At 68.2% G+C, this 14208-nt stretch carries 14 protein-coding genes; all 14 read right to left on the minus strand.

The window, feature by feature from the left end:
• Positions 1-33 precede the first annotated feature (33 nt).
• Positions 34-318 carry a hypothetical protein gene (locus tag KBX71_RS07675; protein ID WP_210817324.1) on the minus strand — a complete coding sequence of 95 codons (285 nt, stop codon included), beginning with the start codon at positions 316-318 and terminating at the stop codon, positions 34-36.
• Positions 315-827: a hypothetical protein gene (locus KBX71_RS07680; protein ID WP_210817325.1), complete on the minus strand. Its 513-nt coding sequence runs from the start codon at positions 825-827 to the stop codon at positions 315-317. Before KBX71_RS07680 ends, KBX71_RS07675 begins: the two co-directional genes overlap by 4 nt.
• A 166-nt stretch (positions 828-993) precedes the next feature.
• Positions 994-1188, minus strand: a complete 195-nt coding sequence (locus tag KBX71_RS07685; protein WP_210817326.1) for a hypothetical protein — start codon at positions 1186-1188, stop codon at positions 994-996.
• Positions 1189-1232: 44 nt separating this feature from the next.
• Positions 1233-4508 carry a hypothetical protein gene (locus tag KBX71_RS07690; protein ID WP_210817327.1) on the minus strand — a complete coding sequence of 1092 codons (3276 nt, stop codon included), beginning with the start codon at positions 4506-4508 and terminating at the stop codon, positions 1233-1235.
• A 143-nt stretch (positions 4509-4651) separates the two neighbouring features.
• On the minus strand, positions 4652-6100 hold the full coding sequence (locus KBX71_RS07695) for a phage major capsid protein (RefSeq protein WP_210817328.1): 1449 nt from the start codon (positions 6098-6100) through the stop codon (positions 4652-4654).
• Between the two features lie 10 nt (positions 6101-6110).
• Positions 6111-6935: an HK97 family phage prohead protease gene (locus KBX71_RS07700; protein ID WP_210817329.1), complete on the minus strand. Its 825-nt coding sequence runs from the start codon at positions 6933-6935 to the stop codon at positions 6111-6113.
• Positions 6936-8129: 1194 nt separating this feature from the next.
• Positions 8130-8621 (minus strand): hypothetical protein, encoded by a 492-nt coding sequence (locus KBX71_RS07705; protein WP_210817330.1) that lies wholly within the window; start codon positions 8619-8621, stop codon positions 8130-8132.
• A gap of 400 nt (positions 8622-9021) precedes the next feature.
• Positions 9022-11016, minus strand: coding sequence for a hypothetical protein (locus KBX71_RS07710; RefSeq protein WP_210817331.1), 1995 nt, complete (start codon positions 11014-11016; stop codon positions 9022-9024).
• Between the two features lie 25 nt (positions 11017-11041).
• The gene (locus KBX71_RS07715) at positions 11042-11179 is read right to left on the minus strand and encodes a hypothetical protein (RefSeq protein ID WP_210817332.1); all 138 of its coding nucleotides are present in this window, start codon (positions 11177-11179) and stop codon (positions 11042-11044) included.
• Positions 11176-11376 carry a hypothetical protein gene (locus tag KBX71_RS07720; RefSeq protein WP_210817333.1) on the minus strand — a complete coding sequence of 67 codons (201 nt, stop codon included), beginning with the start codon at positions 11374-11376 and terminating at the stop codon, positions 11176-11178. The genes KBX71_RS07715 and KBX71_RS07720 overlap by 4 nt, the downstream gene beginning before the upstream one ends.
• Entirely contained in the window at positions 11373-11705 is a 333-nt protein-coding gene (locus KBX71_RS07725) for a hypothetical protein (RefSeq protein ID WP_210817334.1), read from the minus strand. Before KBX71_RS07725 ends, KBX71_RS07720 begins: the two co-directional genes overlap by 4 nt.
• Complete coding sequence (locus KBX71_RS07730; protein ID WP_210817335.1) at positions 11689-12213, minus strand: hypothetical protein; 525 nt, start codon at positions 12211-12213, stop codon at positions 11689-11691. The genes KBX71_RS07725 and KBX71_RS07730 overlap by 17 nt, the downstream gene beginning before the upstream one ends.
• Positions 12210-12473 carry a hypothetical protein gene (locus KBX71_RS07735; RefSeq protein WP_210817336.1) on the minus strand — a complete coding sequence of 88 codons (264 nt, stop codon included), beginning with the start codon at positions 12471-12473 and terminating at the stop codon, positions 12210-12212. Before KBX71_RS07735 ends, KBX71_RS07730 begins: the two co-directional genes overlap by 4 nt.
• 255 nt (positions 12474-12728) lie before the next feature.
• Positions 12729-14198, minus strand: a complete 1470-nt coding sequence (locus tag KBX71_RS07740; protein ID WP_210817337.1) for a recombinase family protein — start codon at positions 14196-14198, stop codon at positions 12729-12731.
• Positions 14199-14208: the final 10 nt, after the last annotated feature.

Below are 14208 nucleotides of genomic sequence, written 5' to 3' on the forward strand. Positions count from 1 at the left end.
TCGCACCCCGGGCCGTCGCGTGGCTCCCCCGAACTACTCCGCAGGCTGGCCCCCGCCCGCCAGGCCCTCGTAGTACCAGCTCATGTCGATCTCCAGCCCGAGCACCTCGTTTACCAGCGCCTGGAGCGACTGCTCGATCTCGTCCTCCTCCTCGTCGATCCGGACCGGCGGGTACAGCTCCGGATTGCGGGCGGCCACGATGGACACGGCCAGCACCGAGATTTCCCCCTCGGCCTGCGAGACGAGGCCCTCGTCCGCCCAGTCGGCGGCCACCCCCAGCGCGTACGTGACCTCGTCCTCCAGGTAGTCCAGGTTCATTTCGCGTCCTCCTCGATCTCGGTGAACTTCCCGGCGGGGGCGGTCTTCGCCTCGCCGGCCTTGGTGGTGTAGCTGGCCGTGCCGTCCGGGGCGATGCTGGCCCCCGCCATGATGTGCCGCCCGACCTTGATCACGGCCGTCCGGGGCTGCGGCTCGACCTTCTTGGTCTTCTTGGTGGCTGCCTTCGCCCTCCGGCTGGCGAGCATCGCGGCACCCTTCGCAGCGAGGGCGTCCGAGATGGTCCCGAGGGCGCTCACGGCGTCCGAGCTGATGACGACCCCCTCGGCCCGCCCGTAGCGGACCTCCTTGCCCTCCAGCTCAGCCCGGACCAGAAACCCGACGAGCTTCGCATCGTGGCCCTGGGCGAACAGCCGAGGCGTTTCCCTGTCGCAGCCGGTCGTCTCGATCGTGATGTCCGGCTCGATGCCGTCCGGGCCGTCGGTGGTGGTGCCGACCTCGAACCGGCTGCATTGACAGGGTCCGAGTTTTCCAGCCTTCGTGCGTGCCATTTCAATTCTCCTAGGGGTGGGGAGCTTGTCTCGGTGGTAATAAAATCCCATCATGGCGATAGGAAATGGCACAAGTACTCCGCGCACTCCGGGCGTGTTCATGCGGCGCTAAATACGGATCGACCCCGGCCCCTATTAAATGGGGGCCGGGGTCGGATAGTCCGGACTATCGCGCCGTTTCCCGCTGCCACTGCATCTCGGCCGCCAGCTGGTCAAGCTGCCACTGGCGATCCTCCGCTGCCGTCGCTGGCCGCCAGTGGAGAACAAGCGGCTCGGGCGCGGGGGCGTGCAGGGTGGCCACTCCGAGAATGGCAAGGAGTAGGCCGAGGGCGATCGGCGGGAATGCCACGATGTAGCGCATGCCGGGAGCGGATCATGCGATTTTCCGGCCTCACAAGTATGCGTTTACAGCGGGGATACCCTCGGCTCCCAAAGGTCCACCTCGGTGCCGACCGACCACGACTCGGCCCGACCGTCTACGCCCCGGTCGCCCGGGGCCAGGGCCAACCGCTGGTAGGCACCGATCCCGCTCGCTGTCGTCTCCGGGGCGATGGTGAAGGTCGCGCACTTCCAGGTTGAGGAGGAGGGCGGGGTGCCGACATACCGTGCGCGCATCACGACCTGGCCTGCGGTGGCCGGCGACGTGAATGTCACGGAGAGCGGAGTCCATACCCCCGGGACCAGCGTGACCATCGGACCGAAGCTCGTCGAGATCGTCCCGCCCCCGCCGGTCTGCCAGTCCGCCGCGATGTTCGTCGATAGGGTCCCGACCTCGGCGTAGGCCATCATCGCGAACCTGTACTCGGTCGACGGGTTGACCGCGACAGGGCTGGAGTGCATGCCGCCGACGGCCGTCACTCCGTCCGGGGTGATCCGCGCGGCCCCCGTCCCCGTTCCAGGTCGTCCGGCTGCCACCCACGCGATCGTCGTGTTCAGCGGCACCCAGTCATTCAGATTCGAGACGAACCAAGGGTTGGGGTTGGCGACCAGCCCGACAGACTGGGCCAAGATCCGCTCATTTCCCACCCGGACGTCCAGCGGGTAATGCGCCGGGTTAGTCGTCCAGGGCCCGTTCGCAGCGGGGTTGTCCAACGGGAGAATCAGATCGGTCGCCCCGATGGCGATGGCGACGGTGGTGCCGTTCGCCCCCGCCCGAGTGGTGCCATCGGCGAAACCGACGTTCCACGCGGACCCCGGCATGCCGTTCCATACGATGTCCCGGTCGAACGCGTCGAGGCGCTCGGTGTAGCCCCCGACCAGCACCTTGGCAGCTTGTCGTGGCAGCCACGCGGGCAAGCCCACCAGTTCGGCGAGGTCGCCAGGCCCGACGGCTGCTGCCTGCGCACTCAACTCCGGGTCCGAGGTCCACCCCCGCGCGCTCAAGTCGATCCGGATGGCCGGGTATCGGGGCTCGTCGACCGTGCCGATGTGCAACTCCCAGTTCGCCCGGTCGGGAAGCTGGGAGTCAGCGAGCAGGTTCAGCTCCATGCTCGTCTCGATGACCCCGACCCCAGCCGGCGGGGGCACTGCCGCGAGCGGCCCCATCGTCTCGACCGCCCGGAAGGAGCTGCCCTCGGTGCGGGTCAGCGTGATGTCGTTCCGGGTAACCAGGTCGTCATCGAGCGGGACGAACGGCGCGGAGACTTGACCGCCCGGGTACGAGACTCGCACCGGAGTTTGGTTGTAGAGCGTATGGCGGGGCCGGTAGACCAGCCCGAGGCCGTCGCGGGCCTCGAACAGCAGCCCCCGGTCGGCATCCGCACACGCCCGGATCAGCTCCAGGAAGGTGCCCGGGGCCTGCCACCCCATCCGCTGAACCGCCCACTCGGGGACGGCCGGCATCGAGAGCGGCACGCCCTCCTCGCGGGCCAGGCGAACCAGTCGATCCGTCGCGGCTTCTTGCCACCACGATGCCATCGGGCCGAAAACCTCATGCCCGTAGCCGTCGGTCTGGATGATCGCGAGCTGGCTGGGCAGGACCTGGGTTGACCACACCGCCAGGTGACCGAAGGGCATCGACTCGTTGGTTGAGGTCGTGCTCGACCTGTTGATCGTCACGGCCGTGACGCCGGACATCGTCCCCGAGATGGCCCCAGTAGCCGAGCCCCCGAAGAGCGAGGCCCGGATGGTGCCACCGTCCTGCCAGACACTGATGTCGTACTGCTGGAAGGAGAGATAGAGGCCGCTGCTCGTGGCGACCACCGTCCCGACGCCCGCCGAGTTGATCGCGACCAGCTGCAAGCCGAATAACCCACCGCCCGCGCCCTCGCGCTGGATCAGCTGCCACCGCTGGTAAACCGGGGCGGCAGGTGTCTCAACCTCCAGGATGATCATCGGGTCGCCAACGGTGCCGTCGGGGTCCGGGTTCCCGACCACCGCGACCGTCCATGCGGTCCGCGTGGCTGCCGTGATGTGCGGGGTAACCGCCCGGACCGACGCGCCACCCTTCAATTCGAGGATCTTCCCCGTGCCGTAGCGGATGGTCAGCGGATCGCCCCTGCCCCATACGAAGTCGGCAACGTCGACGAACTCCGCACCCGGGCCCGTGATGGTGGCCGGCACGTGGCCGGGGATGGCCGAGGCGGCTTGCGCGGACGCCCTGCCATCTTCTAGCGGCCAGTACCCGACCGGCCCGGAGGCTCCATATGCCCGGCGCAGGGCCGAGTGGGTGGACGGAGTCCCCTGGCCGAGTCTGCGGATGATGCCCGCAGCCGAAATCGGCACCCAGTGGTCGAACTCGCCTAAGTCCCACTCCAGCGGCCAGGAGGCAACCTCGCCATGGAACCTGCGGTCGATCGCCTGGTAGCTCTCGAACCTCAGTTCGGCCGTGTTCGTGTTACCCGTCTCGGCCCGGGAGATGCAGCCGGCGCGACCGGGGGCAGTGATGTCGACGTCCGTGACCGTCACGGTCCACTCGGGAGGCTCGGGAGTCCCGTCCGCCCATACCTTGAGTGAGAGCCGGTTGCCGCAGACACCGGAGCGCAGCCACAGCCGCTGGCCGCCCGTGTAGGTCAGGCCGGGCACCGTGATGCTGCCAGGGATGCCGCCGAGGCTGCCGTTGACCCGTTTGAAGAATTGCGCGCCGAGGGCACCGCTGGTTTCGTACGACAACCGCATCCAGTAGTACGTGTTGGTCGTCGGGTTGAGTCGGGCGACGTGTCCGACGTTCGCTGCCCCGCCCGAGGCGACCGTGGGGGCAACCACCTGCGAAAGTTGCTCGACGTCCTGCCAGTTTCGGTCGAGGTAGGAGATGTGGGCAAGGTTCTTGACTGGCTGCGAGTGTCGACCCTCGGTGCCGTTCGCGTAGTAATCGACGTCCGGCCCACCGAAGTTCGTCCAGGAGCGCCCGTCGGGACTCGAACCCCACCCGGCGCCTACGATTCGATTTAGCGGGTCCGCGGCAAGCTCGACCCCAACCCGAATCGGGGTGTTGCGGCCGAACAGCTTGTACCAAGGGCCCCTCGGGTTTCGGGGGGCGTACTTCCCGGACCGATTGTTCAGGGTGAGGCCCGCGCTGGACTGCTCGGACCCGCCCCCGTCGGCTTCCCCATGCTTGATCGAGATGCCCCCGCCCGAGTCCGCCGACGACAGCCGGACGTCGGTGGAGATGTCCGACCAGCCGACGCCCCCACCGATGAACAGTTCGGTGGTGACCGGCAGTTCGGTGAGCGGGAAGGCCACGGCGGAGACTCCTTGAACGATGATCGAGGGGGTTGCCCGCCCCGGGGGCTGGAGGAGGCGTACTCCAGCCCCGGGACGGGACGTTTCAGCGCGCGACCGTCCCGCCTGGCAGCTCGCTCGGCGGCCAGGCGGGACGGAGTCGGTCACTTATTGATCAGCGCCCGGAACGCGGCCGGGACGATCAGGCCCGCACCCACTCGGGCGTACGCGGCGAATCCGCGCTGGCCGGTCGGGCGGTTGTTGGTCGGGTCGAACAGCATCTGCACGCGCTCGACCCACATGCCCGCCCGCTGCGCGACGAGGTACTGCTTCCAGTCCCCCACGACCGCGAGCACGGCCGTCGAGACACCCGACGGCATGGCCGCCATGAAATCGTTCTCGACGTACTCCCTGTTGAACAGCGCGGGCACCTGGGCGTCCTTGATGTTCACCGTGAAGTTCGGGTCCGTGGTGCCGAACTGCCGCATGGCGTTCTCGACCGAGGTCGACGACATCCAGGCAACGGTGGCCCGACGACGCCACTTGATCGGCAGATCCGCCCACAGGCCGTAGAAATCGCCCGGGGCGAGGACGGCCGAGGTCGCCACCTGGCGCGTGAGGCCGCCAGCCGCGATGATCGCCGGCACGATGCCGGTCGGGACGTTCGCGCCCGTACCCGTGGTGAGGGTCGAGGCGAGCAGCTCGCTGTAGCCCTCCTCGATCAGGTTGCCCATCTCGGTGGCGAACGAGGGCCAGTCCATCTCGGCTTCGATCGAATACGGAATGAACCCGTCGGCGCGCTTGGTCAGGACCTCGGGCGAAGCGATGGTGGGCGAGTTGTCCGCCGAAGCAGCCGCCTCAGCGTCCCACTTCCACGACATGCCGGCCGAACTCAGGCCCTTCCACCGGTCGGTCGTGATCGTCTCGGTGCGGGCGAGCCGCATGATGTCGTTCGGCGACTCCTGCGCGGTCAGGATGATCGTCGGGTCGACGATCACGGGGACGGCGAAACCACCCGTGCCGCCGGCACCGATCGCGAGGGCCCGGCGCTCCTGGTTGCCGAACAGATCGTCGGCGTCGTTGAGCGCCCGGATCTCGTCCGGGGTGAGGCGGTTGTCCCGACCGAGGATGCCCTTCTGGAAGGCGCTCAAGTACTCCGACCGCGAGGTAACCAGCATCCGGCGGGCCAGCTCGGTGCCGTCGGTGTCGCCGTTGTTCGTGGTGAGAAGCTGGTCGACCTGGGCCCGCTGCTCGGGGCTCATGTGCCGGGTCGCCGCGCCCTGCTCGTCGCCGATCAGGCCACGCGCCCGGCTCAGGACGGTCTGCGAGTCCGCCCGGCGAACGTCGATGTCGAACGGGTCGACCTTCGGCGCTCCGGTCTGGACACTGCCCCACTTCTTGCGCGACTCCTCGAAGCGCTGGAAGCGGCGGTCCACCTCGGCGCGAGCCTCGATCGTCTCCAGGCGGGTCTCGTTGTCGCGAGTCTCCTCGTCCAGCGCCTTGAACCGGGCGTCCTGTTCGTCGGTGAACTGGCCGTCCTTGGCCTCGTCGAGCAGCGCCTTCATCTCGTCAGCGATCGCGCGCTGCCGAATCTTGATCTGGTCCTTGTCCATCGTCTTTCCCCTATTCGCCCGATGTGCGGGCAAGCGAAGTGAGCAGTTCGGCGTAACGCCGTGCTGCGGCCTGAACTGCTGGGCTTCGACCTGCCTGCCGGCGCGACGGACCATCGGGTGACGGGGCGGCCACCGAGGCAACCTGTCGGCGCGATGAGTCGTCGGGTGACGGGGCGATCGATGGTGCGTCCTTGCGGTCCCGGAGTTGATTCAGGGATCGGAAGGCTTCGAACGACCGCGACAGATCGCCGTAACGGCCCGGGTCGCGGTCTTGCATCCGCTCAAGTACGGCATCGGTGCCGCCTCCGGAGCGAAGTCCTGCCGTGGCCGCCGGGTTCGCGGGCCACGTCACGGGGCCGGCTTCCAGGAGTCGGACCTCCAAGATGGTCCGCTCGGGCAGGCCCTCGGGGTTGTGCGTGCTGCGGGCTGGCTCGTGGTCCCAGGAGTCCCGGATAACCTCGAACATGAAGCTCGACCCGTACACCCCGGCCCGGAGGCCATCCATGAGGTCGCGGGTGTAGCTGGTGTCGAACAGCGGGACCAACATCTCGGGCGACTGGCTGCCCTCGCGCAGCTCGGACGCCTTCCCGAGGACCTTGTCCCCGATCGTGAAATCCATGCCGTGGTTGAACAGCACCTTGACGCTGCTGGAGCCGTCGGCCTGCCGCTGCGCATTGATGGTCGCCTTGAAGGCCCCCGGGACGGTGCGCTCCAGGAACTGGCCCTCGTAGTACGAGTTGATTTCGTACCACTCATTGAATGGCGAAAATCGCACATCCATGACCGGCATGCCGTTTTCGGTGGGCGACTCCGGAGAATCGTCGTCGCGGGTCATCGGGCGGATGCTCGGCATCCCGGCCCGGACCACTGCGAGTCCCTTGATTCTCATTCGATCTCCCCGAGCTAGAGCGGCTGCTATCCGGCCGTTCGCTCAAGGGGTGAGGCGGCCCCCGGGTGGCGGGTTGGATCGGCCGGATTCCACATGCCGGGCCGGGGGCGCTATGAAAATCCAACCATGCGATTTAGTGAGCTGGAATGGCGATGTGGCAGCCATTACCACTCCAGCGGAGGGGCGTAGGCGTCGCCGTCATCCTCGGTTTCGGAGGCGGCCAGGAACACACCCAGGTCTTTCGCCCCCCGGTTTTGGTTACATGCCTTCCCACATGTAGGGCAGGTCTTGTCCAGCACCCGCCCGTCCCGCAGCCTGTATCTCGCCCCGTGGGCTGGGGCGAGGGCATCCGGGTGCGGCACCTGGCCTGGCAGGTCCTGCAACGGCACGATGTGGTCCGCTTCCATCAGGCCCGGGATGCCCTCATGTCCGCAAAGGTGGCATAAGTAGCCCTTGGTTTCGAACATCAGGGCCTTCGCCTTGCGGAACCGGCGGTGGGTTCTCGGGTCACTGGGCACGGGACCCACCCCAGCGGGCTACATCCTCCGGGCGACCGAATCGCTTCGCCGAATTGAATGCGGCACCCTTCGAGGCCAGTCCAACCTGCCCCGCGATCTGGTTCCACGACCAGCCTGCCGCCCGCAGCCACGCCGCATACTCACCACGCACCCGACGTCGATAGTCCCGGAATAGTTCGCCGGCCTCGACATCGCGTTTAGGTTGAGTCCACTCGTCCCCGATGCCGATCGGCATCTTCCATTCTCCCATCGCCCCAGGAGAACATCCGCCATCGGCGCGGTTTTAGCGAGAACTCCCCCGGATTTTCGGCCGGAGAGGCGAAGGCAAGTGGCGGGGTTGCCATCGATATTCGCTCCAAAAAAACGAGGCTCGTCGCCTGTGGGATGGCATCGTGATGGCCTCTCCGTTGGTCTCCCTCGAATTGGGAGCGCTGTTGTCCTACCCACGCACCCTCGGCCCTGGGGCGACGAGGGAGACGGCCCTAGCGCGGTGTCCAGCGACCTCGCGGCCTGAACATCAACCCTCGCGTGATCCGCCTCTTGACACCCCTGGGTCCGGCGCAGCACGCGCAGGCCGTCTCCCCCGGTCGATACGGGGCGCGGGGGCGGGTATTCCGGCGCATCAGCGGGCCACCCGGATGCAGGGCAGGTTGCCAGTGGGGGTAGTCCTGGTCGCCCGTTCGAGGGTGGTGGTGGTGGCAATCTTGGCGAGGGCCGGGGCGAGCTGCTCCGGGCCTGCCAGGGCTCGCCGCAGGGCCCACTCTGGACTCCACGCCCCGGCGGGTCGGTTGAGGTGCCAGCGGAGGCGCTTGACGGCGTCGGCGAGCTGGGTGCTGGCTCGGACGGCGACCACCCGCGCGGTCGGCTCGGCTCGTCTCGCGGCGGCCTGCCGTCGGGCGTTGCAGTACGTCCCACAGGTGGGGCAGCCGGCTTCCCCGTGGAACGGCCGGGCGAGGTCGGGGTCGAGTGGCTGTTCCGGCTGGGCGGACAGCGGGGTGAGGCGACCGATCGCGTCGGCACCGCCGTGGCCACAGTGGTGGCAGTCGGTGCCGTACTTCGCGTAGACGGCGGTTTTCCACGTGGTGTAGGGCCGTCCGGAGAGCTTGCTAGTCATGTCCCCAGGGGAGCAGGTTGCCGGCCTGGCAACGGCACCGATAGGTGTGGTCGGCGGCCAGGCACACGGCGTCACGGCTGGGCTAGGACGCTCACTCCTCGCGTTAGGACGCTAGGACGTTGTCCTAGTGGGGGGCGCGATCCCTCGTCCTAGGTCGCGGCCAGGAGAAGTCCTTGGGGTGCACACAAAGATAGACAGTAGTCTATCTTACCCGCTCAGAGGGCATGGGGCCTCTCATGCGCCTGGCCGCCTCCGAGCCATCCAGACTTGGATGGCGCGCGCATACCCGCCCCCCACTAGGACAAGCGTCCTAGTTGTCCTAGCTCAGACCATCACGCGGAGTGATACAGCGGCGGGGCCTGCCGTCTCCGACAGACCCCGCTCGGTGTTGCCTGGCCGCCTACCTCGCCCGTAGTCGATACTGCTCGGTCCGGCCCTCGGTGCGACGCTCAATCTCGGCGGTCCCCACCATCTGGTCGAGCACCGTCTCCAGTTTGATGATCTTCTTGTCGCGCCCGGCAACGCCCTGGTTGAGGACCGTCTTCCCGATCCAGTCGCCCCCGGCGAGCAGGTGCCGCAGCCGGGTCGCGATCTTCATCCGGGTCTTCTCCTCCCGGTCGCCCTCGGCCTGCTCGATCGCCTCGGCCTTGGCGACCTCGCGCTCGGCATCGCCCTCGGCTTTCGACCTGTTCTTCTTGGACTGCATCGTCCGCAGCACCCGGTAACACACGTCCCGGGTATCACGCGAGACTCCCATTACCAGCCGGGCCAACCTCCAGTCTTCCGCGCTGACCTCCATCCGCCCGTCCAGCAGTCCCAGCAACGCGGCGACCTTGAGTTGCGTCAGCAAGGTGTGCCCATCGATCGAGTCCATCGCCTGCGCGTACAGGTCGAGCTTGCGGCGGGTGCGCTGCGCGCTGGTGATCTCCTCGCGGGCCTGGTCGCAGATCGGCATGATCAGCGTTTCCTTGACATCAACCGGGTCGATGTCCTTGCCCACCCGCTGGTTACCGCTCGGACTCCACTCCGGCCGGTCGTGCCAGCCGTGCAGCGTGCCCGCCCCGGTCCCCTCGGTCCGCCATGAGATCGCCGCGTCCGAGTCCGGCATCGCGAAGCGAGACGGCCGGTCCGGGTCGTCGTTTACCGGCATGAACAGCCAGCGCTGCGCGGTCCCCGCATCGATCGCGTCCTGACTCAACAGCAGCTCCGATTTAGCCGGCTGGACGCCTGCGACGATCGCCGCTCGGTAACCGTGCTGCCGGACCGGTCGCCGCAGCTCCTCGCCCGCGTAGGCCGCCCCAAGCTGTTGGGCCATGAACATTTTGAGCAACGTCGGCATTAGGGTGGACGCGTTCATGGAGGCGTGGGCGCTGACCGAGCCGATCTCCGACACCTTGAATAGTGCGGTGTCATTGAACTGAATCGGCCCCTCCTTGGTCCCCACGGTGTAGGCGGCCTCCAGGCCCTGCCCGGTCGCCGGCTCCAGGACCGGCACCACCATCGGGCTGCCGGCGAACAGCTCCGCCGCGACATCCATCGCCGCGTCCTTGCCCCCGGAGCTGCCACCGACCAGACCGATGTAGACATTCAACGAGGCAGCCGAACCGATCGTCGGGGGCAGCTTCACGTGCGGGCCCACCCTGCACGCGACGTGCGCCAGGACGGCCCCGAGCAGCGCCCACTCCCCGACGTAACGCGCCCGAGCGGTCTGGCGGATCCGGGCCAGGACTTCGCGCTCACCCCAGATGCTCGATGCGGCCTCCCGGAGGGTCACGGGCACCCTGGGGTCCACCGGGGGTGCGCCGGGCGGGGCCTTCTCGTTTGAGGACGTGGCAGCCAGGGCCATCCGCGCTACCTTCTCGCGTGCTGTGGCTGCCTTCGTGACCGCGTCCGGCTCGGGCCACGCCGACGCGTCCTCCGGGTGCCGTTCCTGGGCATCCTGGTACCAGGGCTCGACCCGCAGCCGGGCGAGGGCCTGCCGCTCCTCGTCGCGGGTCATCGAGTCGAACCTCGGCACCCAGGCGTCACACCATGCCAGTTCAGCGGCGCTCGCCTCCTCCGTCCAGCTCGACACCGGGCCGGCAGCACTCGACTCGCAGCCGCACTCCTCGTCGCAGATGTAGGCCATGTCCCACTGGGCCGATGCGCGGTCCCGCTGGCTGCCCTCGAAGCTCTCGACCAGATCGGCAGCGTGCGGGTTAGCCCGCAGGACCTCGACCACCTCGGCCTGTTCGTCGGCCGGCAGCGAGTCCCATGAACTGGGGAAGAGCGCCCTCGCCCAGGTCAGCACGGTGTCATCGGTGGCCGGACTTGTCGTGACGGTAAAACTCATGGTGCACTTGTCCTGTTCCGCCCCTGCCTGAGGGCTTGTTGGGCGACGGCCCTCGGTTCGCACCCGAGGGCCATCGCATGTCCGGGGTCTAGCGGGTGGTTTCGGTCGCCTGCTCGGTCTGTGGGCTGGCTGCCGGTTCATCCGTCGTGATCGCCGACCACGCCATCAGGACCCCGAGGATGAAACAGACGATCCGTACGGCCTGGGCCTCGCGCTCGAACCTCACTTCTTCCTCCTCAGGGTCAGCAGGGACTCGCGGATGGTCACGACATCGATCTCGCCCTGCCAGCGGACCCCGACCAGCCGCATGGCCTGGCCGCGAACCTGGCCCCCACCAGCGGTGCCGGCATCCGGGTCAACTACCTCGCCCACCATTCCTGCGGCGATCACCTGGTCGGCCTTCTTGAACATCGGCTCACTCACTTGATCACCAGCTCCGATCGCAACGTGTAGGTGTTGAACTGGGCACCATCCGGGCCTCGGTGCCGCTCGACGAACAGCCGGCCCTCTTCGACCAACAGACCGAGTTCGGCTTGAAAATCGGCCTCGGAGATGCCGCGCCGGAGGCAGGCCGTCCGCAAGACCGTGTAATCGACCAGCCCACCCGGGGCGGCACCGTAGGCCAGCAGTGGAGCCATCACGACTCGGGCGTAGGCGCTGGTGGTGAGGCGCACCACCAGCGGACCCTTGCCCCGGCGGATGCCCCGCTTGGTCCTCGGCTGGGTCCTGCGTCGCTTAGTTGGCGTCTCCATCGCGGGCCACCTCCTCCGTGACCCGAGCGATCTCCGCCCCGAGGATCAGCCCGTCTCGCAGGCCATCGCTGATCCCGAAGATCCAGACCGTCGGCTGCCCCGGCTCGTTCAAGCCGAAGACGTCGACCGGGCTGCCGGCGGGTGCCCCAGTGAGGGCTGCGGCCTGCTCCCGGTCGTAGGTGGTGGACGGGACCGCGACGATCGCCCCGTCGGTGAGGGCCTGGGCGACGTCCAGGCTGGCGCAGCAGCACAGCAGCGGCCCGCCGTCCTCCGCCAACCCGAGGGCGGCTACCGGGTGGCCGAAACCGACCGCGAGCGGCATCAGCAGCTGGGTGAGGATGGCGTGGCCCCGGGTCGGCAGCCACGAAGCTGGAGTATCGAGCTGGTGCTTCACGTGCGGGCAGGGCGGCAGTTCGACCGGGGCCGGGTCGCCCGGTGCATCCTCGGGGACGATGCCCTGCGGCCCCATCTCGACCGGGGTCCGCCGGGGCTGGTTGTCGGTGCTCATGCCGCCACCGCCGAACGGATGGTGTCGACGGCCGGCAGCATCGCCCGGAGGCGACCGATCTGCTCGGCGGTCGGCGCGGGGGCCGATTGAATGAGGTCCTCGATCGCCAGCTCGGCGCGGACGGTGCGGACCTCGGTATGGGCGGCCAACGTCTCGGGAGCCTCGGCACCGAGACTCCGGCTCAGGTTGCCGATCGCCCCACCTGCTCGTTGCAGCCGTTCGTCGGTAGTCCAGGGAATTGAATTGCGCTTACCAGACATGGGACGCGAGTCCTCTCGAACGAGGTGTCTCGCGACCCGCCCCCACCGATTTCGAGGCCGTCGCCTTGCTGGGCGCACCCCGTGAGGGGCCTCTGTGCAGCGCCGTTATTGCGAATGGTCCGCTTTACGGGGGGCCTGTGTTCGGTAGTTCCCCAGGCTCTTGACCCGCCCCCGGCGGCCTGTTTCGACCGCAGGACCAGCAAAACACCCGGCTTGCACAGGGCACAAACCCAGCCAATCTCGCCGTGGCAGCCGTCACATGCGGTGCCACTTGAGCCGGGCCATGACCCGATGGACGCATGTTGGTTTACGGCACTCGGCGCACCACTTGTTGGTCGTCACCTTGCCCACCCGGAGCTGCCCCACCAGGCCCGGCGACAGGACCTCTCGTGCGATCGCCCGGCGGGCCGGCATCGGTGCCGCCTCCAGCCTCGCCCGGATGTCGCCCCCGGCACCAAGGAAGGCGGCCAGCGCAGGCGGGGCGGTCAGCTCACGCTCCCGCTGCTCAAGCTGCTCGACCTCGGCCAGCCACTTACGTTCCGCCGCCCCTGCCATCTTCGGCGTGATCTGCTCGGCCGCGAGTTCGTTCTCCAGCTCGACCAGGCTGCGTCGGACCGACGCCAGCCGGGCCTGCACGTGCCGGGCCTCGGGACTGTCGCCCCGGTCGCGGGTCAACTCCTGGTAGATGTCCTTCCTGGACAGGTAGCCCACGATGACGTCCATCGCGATCTGGTCGAGCAGCTCCTCGTTGACCTGGATGCCGCAGTTCGCGTGGCAGCGGAGGTGGGGCGGCTCGCCTCCGCGCTGGCTGCTGGTCATCGGGGCGATACACCGGTCGCACTGGGCGATCATCGACAGGAAGTGTCGACCCTGCCCGTCGCGGTTGACCCTCCGGGCGGGGTCGCTGAGCCGGGCCTGCACGGCATCGAACTGGGCCGGCTCGACGATCGCCAGCCATGCGGCCTCATAAACCTGCCCGCCCTTGCCTTGGGCCGCTCGGGTCGAGTGGCGTCGGCGGCCAGCGTAGGTGTCTCGGGTCGCCATGCCCCGCACGACCTGCTCGGACAGCGGACGGCCAGCGCGCGACCGCACCCCAGCCTCCCGGAGGTCGATCGTGATCCGCCGTAGGGAGTCGCCCGCCTCCAGCCGATCGAAGATGGTCCGGATGGCCTTGGCCTCCTCGGGCACGATCACCTGCCGCAGCAACGCGCCCGAGTCGGGGTCGTACTCCCGCCGGTAGCCGAACGGGGCCTGCCCATGCATCCAGCCCTTCTGGGCCTTCTGGCGTACGGTCCGCTTGACGCGGCGGCTGGTCTTCGCCGACTCATACTCCGCATCGACCGCCCCGGTCAGCAGGGTCTTGCGGTCGTCCGGGTCGCGCGGGTCGTAGAGCCTCTGGACGTCGGACACCCAGACTCTTACGCTGGCCGCCTCCAACAGCCGCAGGGCCGGAGTCCACTCGTCGACCTGCCGGCTAAACCGCGACAGCTCCCACAGGCCGAGGATGCTGGCACCGAACTGCCCCGCCCGCAGGTCGGCTATGAGCCGGGTGAAGTCGCCACGGATCTTCTCGGCGAACTGACTGGCCGAGATGCCGTCATCGGCGTACGCCTCACCGAGCTGCCAGCGCCGCTCGCCGGCATCGTCGGTGAGGTCGACGAGCTGCTCATTGACCGACTCCGACTTACCGCGTTGCCTGTCGCTGACTCGCAGGTAAGGCTTCATTGACTCGGGG

The sequence above is a fragment of the Micromonospora sp. D93 genome (assembly GCF_018070365.1).
Classification (GTDB): Bacteria; Actinomycetota; Actinomycetes; order Mycobacteriales; family Micromonosporaceae; genus Micromonospora; species Micromonospora ureilytica.